This window comes from Aeromonas sp. L_1B5_3, assembly GCF_963866575.1.
GTDB classification, from domain to species: Bacteria; Pseudomonadota; Gammaproteobacteria; order Enterobacterales; family Aeromonadaceae; genus Aeromonas; species Aeromonas jandaei.
In genome coordinates this window covers 1-3,993 of sequence record NZ_CAWMDN010000028.1, presented here as the reverse complement: position 1 = coordinate 3,993, position 3,993 = coordinate 1, and the positions used below count along the sequence as shown (strand labels likewise).

General features: G+C 51.9%; 5 protein-coding genes and 1 pseudogene. All 6 read right to left on the bottom strand.

The features are described from left to right. Positions 1–75 precede the first annotated feature (75 nt). Positions 76–363 (bottom strand): type VI secretion system PAAR protein, encoded by a 288-nt coding sequence (locus AACR93_RS02910; protein WP_043852232.1) that lies wholly within the window; start codon positions 361–363, stop codon positions 76–78. Positions 364–547: 184 nt separating this feature from the next. Then, positions 548–1,066: a type VI secretion system effector Hcp1 gene (gene hcp1 / locus AACR93_RS02905; RefSeq protein ID WP_042031152.1), complete on the bottom strand. Its 519-nt coding sequence runs from the start codon at positions 1,064–1,066 to the stop codon at positions 548–550. Positions 1,067–1,595: 529 nt separating this feature from the next. Beyond that, entirely contained in the window at positions 1,596–2,114 is a 519-nt protein-coding gene (locus AACR93_RS02900) for a hypothetical protein (protein ID WP_231557012.1), read from the bottom strand. Positions 2,115–2,255: 141 nt separating this feature from the next. Continuing rightward, positions 2,256–3,108, bottom strand: a pseudogene (locus AACR93_RS02895) (IS5 family transposase). Positions 3,109–3,158: 50 nt separating this feature from the next. Next, entirely contained in the window at positions 3,159–3,464 is a 306-nt protein-coding gene (locus AACR93_RS02890; RefSeq protein WP_231557011.1) for a tyrosine-type recombinase/integrase, read from the bottom strand. Beyond that, on the bottom strand, positions 3,461–3,643 hold the full coding sequence (locus AACR93_RS02885) for an Arm DNA-binding domain-containing protein (RefSeq protein WP_330847844.1): 183 nt from the start codon (positions 3,641–3,643) through the stop codon (positions 3,461–3,463). Before AACR93_RS02885 ends, AACR93_RS02890 begins: the two co-directional genes overlap by 4 nt. Between the last annotated feature and the right edge of the window lie 350 nt (positions 3,644–3,993).

The following is a 3,993-nucleotide window of genomic DNA, read 5'->3' as shown; positions in this document are numbered from 1 at the left end:
ACGAAGGTGCTCTCGGGCAACGCCCCCACCTTGACGGTAAATTGCAATCCGGTGCTTTGTGCCATGATCTGCTCCTTATCCTGCCTGTCCGCTGCCGGATCCAATCACGACGCCACCGCAATCAACCGCAGTACCGGTGACGGCGATGGGTTTGCCGTTGACCTGCACCGAGCCGACCCCACCGGCAATGGCGCGGGGATGAGGCGGGTTGTTGGGCTTGTCATGGGGCGCTAGCGGATCGCCCTGACGGACCACAGGTTTACCATCGAGGAAAACATCAGGGCTGGCGGCTATCACCGGGGTCGGTGGAAAGCCATCGTGGTCGGTGCCGATGTCACCGAGCAGTGCAATGGAAGGACACATAACTGAAACCTCTTGTGTGCTTTGCCATCACTCCGCCCCGAATCTGAAAACAGGGGGATGGCAAAACATAAAAGCTCCGGCAGCCAACGGCTGGCCGGAGAAAACGCGGGCTGATAGGCCGGTTGCACACCGGCCAGACAGTACAAGATTTACTACAAGGAATTCCAAAATAAGAAAGGGAGGCTTAGGCCTCGATAGGCGCACGCCAATCGTCAGCACCAGAGGTACCGGCAACGGTGTGCTCCCAGTCAATCTTGCGGTAAGCCAGAGAAACCTGGATCAGCTGGGTGAAGTCAGACTTCGCAGGATCCTGGCAATGCGGCATCTGGCAGTCGATGTCAACGATGGTGGCATCGGTCAGCACGGTGGAGAAGAAGTGCTCCTGCTTGCCTTCAACGGAGGTGCGGTACCACTTCAGGGTTACTTTCGGCAGCATTTCGCCGGAGGCCAAGGAGTTGTACATCAGCGGTACGGCTTTGTTCAGGGCAACGGTGAACTTGAACGGCTTGTGGACACGCTGACCAGCCGGCTGACCGGATTGCGGGTCGGTCGGGACAGTCACAACGTGCTGGAACTCTTGTACCAGCATTTCGTCTTCGTGACCTTCTACGAAGATGTTGCCGACGGAATCAGAGGTGAAGGCACCGGCAGTGATGTTGCCCTGAGTTTTACCTTCAATGCTGATATAACATGGAGTTGGCATGTGTATGCTCCTAAATAGATTGGTTAAATGAGATAGCACTCGCCCAATCTTTAAGCAGTGACCATGCCACTTCACTTAATTCTTATTTATCATGAAGTTAGGTGAACGTCTATTTTCTACACCTCATTTCTCCGCAATACTTTGCTTCAATCAGACAAATCCGCTAATAAAAGTGGCGCCTTGAGTGATTACGTTCACTTACTGCGCAAGTTATTGCCTCCTGCAGATCGATTGCACCATAGACTGTTGTTGATTATGTATTCTTACTTTCTCGACTCTGCTATTGACGTAATAGCGATCCTAACTTGTTTAGGCTATCCGCTCCTTTCATGAAAAGTGTGATCGCACGCGGGTGCGAGGCTCATAAACGCAGCCATTCTGTAACTTCATGCTGGCATTACTCGTCCTCATGCTTTTAAGTCTCTCCTCCAAGACGTGTGTGGCTGAACAGGTAAATACATACCTTGTCTTGCTCTTCCTAGAGCAGCTCATCTTCACCAGTTGGTGGGTCAATTATCCCCTTCTGGGTTTAAGAGCACGGGTGAGCTGGTTTGGCTTCCAGCAACTGACGAATTGCTTTAAAGCTCCGTACTGCAGCCTTGGTGGCGACAATATTAACCAGCCAACCAGGCAGATTATCACCGGGATTTGTATAGCTCTGAAGACGGATCAGAGTTGAGCCATTTGGCTGTGGTATCGCTTCCCATACCCCTTTACTGATGCTAATCCGCTTTAATCCCACATGTGGCACCAGCACATCGGGAACAGCCCAAACCTTTAAACTCAGTGTGCAATCCACCGCTCGGGTCAGCAGAGAGCGAGTGATCAACTCCCGGTCTTCTAACGGCCAAGGAGCAGAAAGCAAGGTGTAGACAATATCCTCATTGGCGGATGGTCGTGCGAGCAGCCGCACTTCACGGCTTTCTGGCAACCAGACTTGATGGTTTTCGGTATCCGTAACACATCGAGTAAAGTCAATGGTGAGGCAGTCACCAGCATCTCCAGCCTCATCTCCACAAACGAGCCCGGCGGATGGGGGCGGACCCACAGGGTGACCCCCTCATCTTGCTGCTGGAGTAACCATGTTTGTGCCCAGCAGCCTTGAGCAAAGAGTAATAGGGCTATAAGCCAGTGTTTACGCATAGATGTTACAGCCCGAATAGACCCATTTAGAGGCTAGGCTGCGTTCTCAAAATGCTGGTTTTCTGTCCACCAATAGTTCCCGTAAGTAACGAAGGCAGAAAGCCAGCTTGATAAAAGCAGCAAAACTTCCCGCCAGCTTTTCATACCTCGTTGAGAATCGGCGAAACTTCTTCAGCCATCCGAAGCACCGTTCGACCACATTTCTCCTACGATAACGAACTTTGTCTAACACCAGTGGGCGCCCCTTATGGTGCCGTTGCTGGTCGCTGCGTTACGGGATAACCGCTTTTATCTTTCTGCGCCGGAGTTCTGCCCGCAGAGCCCTGCTGCTATAGGCCTTATCTGCGGCAAGATAAGTTGGCCTAGTGGGATAACGGCCTGATGAAGTAGGGATCCTTACCATGGCCAACGCACTTGACGCATACCTGATTTCCGCTGATTGCCCCGGCGAATGGCAGCACCCCAGCGGTAAACCATTACCATCAGTGACCAAGTGAATTTTGCTGCCAAAACCACCACGAGAGCGACCAAGAGCTTGATTAACCGGAATGTTTTTTACGCGCTCCGGCAGCATCTTTTGATGCCCTGACATTGGAGCCGTCAATGCACCACAGGTCGAAGTCGATAAGCCCTTCTTCATTGAGATACAGTTGCAGCGCAGCAAGGATGGCATCGATACGACCTGTACTCAGCCAACGTCGAAAGGTGTTATAGACCGAGCTCCCTGGGCCGAAACGTTCTGGCAGATCTCGCCAAGGTGCGCCGATGTGAAGTATCCAGAGAATGCCATCAAGCACTTGGCGTGGCTCACGAGTAGGGCGTCCGCTTATGCGGCGGCATAGAAAAAGGGGCTCGATAAGCCCCCATTGCGCATCGGTCAACTGGTAACGACGGGACACTGCATAGGTCTTAAGCTGTTGAGAAGATTTGAGATTATATATTCATCACTTTAAGAACACAGCCTAGCCTCTATCTTGCGTAGCGCATCCAACATGATCGGCGCTGTTAGCTCTGCTACTGGAACTAGCCCAAGATCAGGAAAAGCATCAGCTTCCAAAGACTCTATAACCCGCTGGGCATGGATTGGACTCCAGCGAGCTAGCTGACTCTCGTGCCACTCCATAGCAATGACCTCAAAGCTGTTCTCGCTGGCAAGCCGGCTGGCCACCTTGCTCTGCTTTCGGGCAAGACTTGGATCGATGCCATCAGCCAGCAGCCTTCGTGCTTCCTCTCTCTTAACCCTTGCTTCTTTCAAGGAAACCTCTCTGGATAGACACCTAGCGCCAGGACCTTCTCCTTTCCACCAAAGCGGAACTTGAGGTGCCAGTACTTCCCCGATGAAGTTATAAGTAAAAAGAGTCCCTTTTCATCAGACAGCTTCTGCAGCTTACCAGTGAACTTGGCTTGTCGAGCTGCGGTATCAGATAGCGGCATAGGGGGATCTCCCGATTCAATTGGGGGTACTTTTTATCCCAGTGGGAACATGTACCCCCAAAAGTACCCCCAAACTCGGGGGGGGGGGATGTCATGAGGCCTTATGATAGATGAGAGACAACAAAAAACCCGCAAAGCCTTTAGCTATGCGGGTTTATAGACTGTATGAAACTATGTTTGTATGGAGATTGTATTCACCTGACAGTTGCCCACAAAAGGGAGTGGTCATACGGGCTTCAAACCGGATAACAAAACGGTACCCCTACCGTGTTATCCGGAGTCACCGTATGACCACCAACGGAGAAAGTAGCACGTCGCAAACTCAGCCTGCTAGAGCTCGCCAAAGAGCT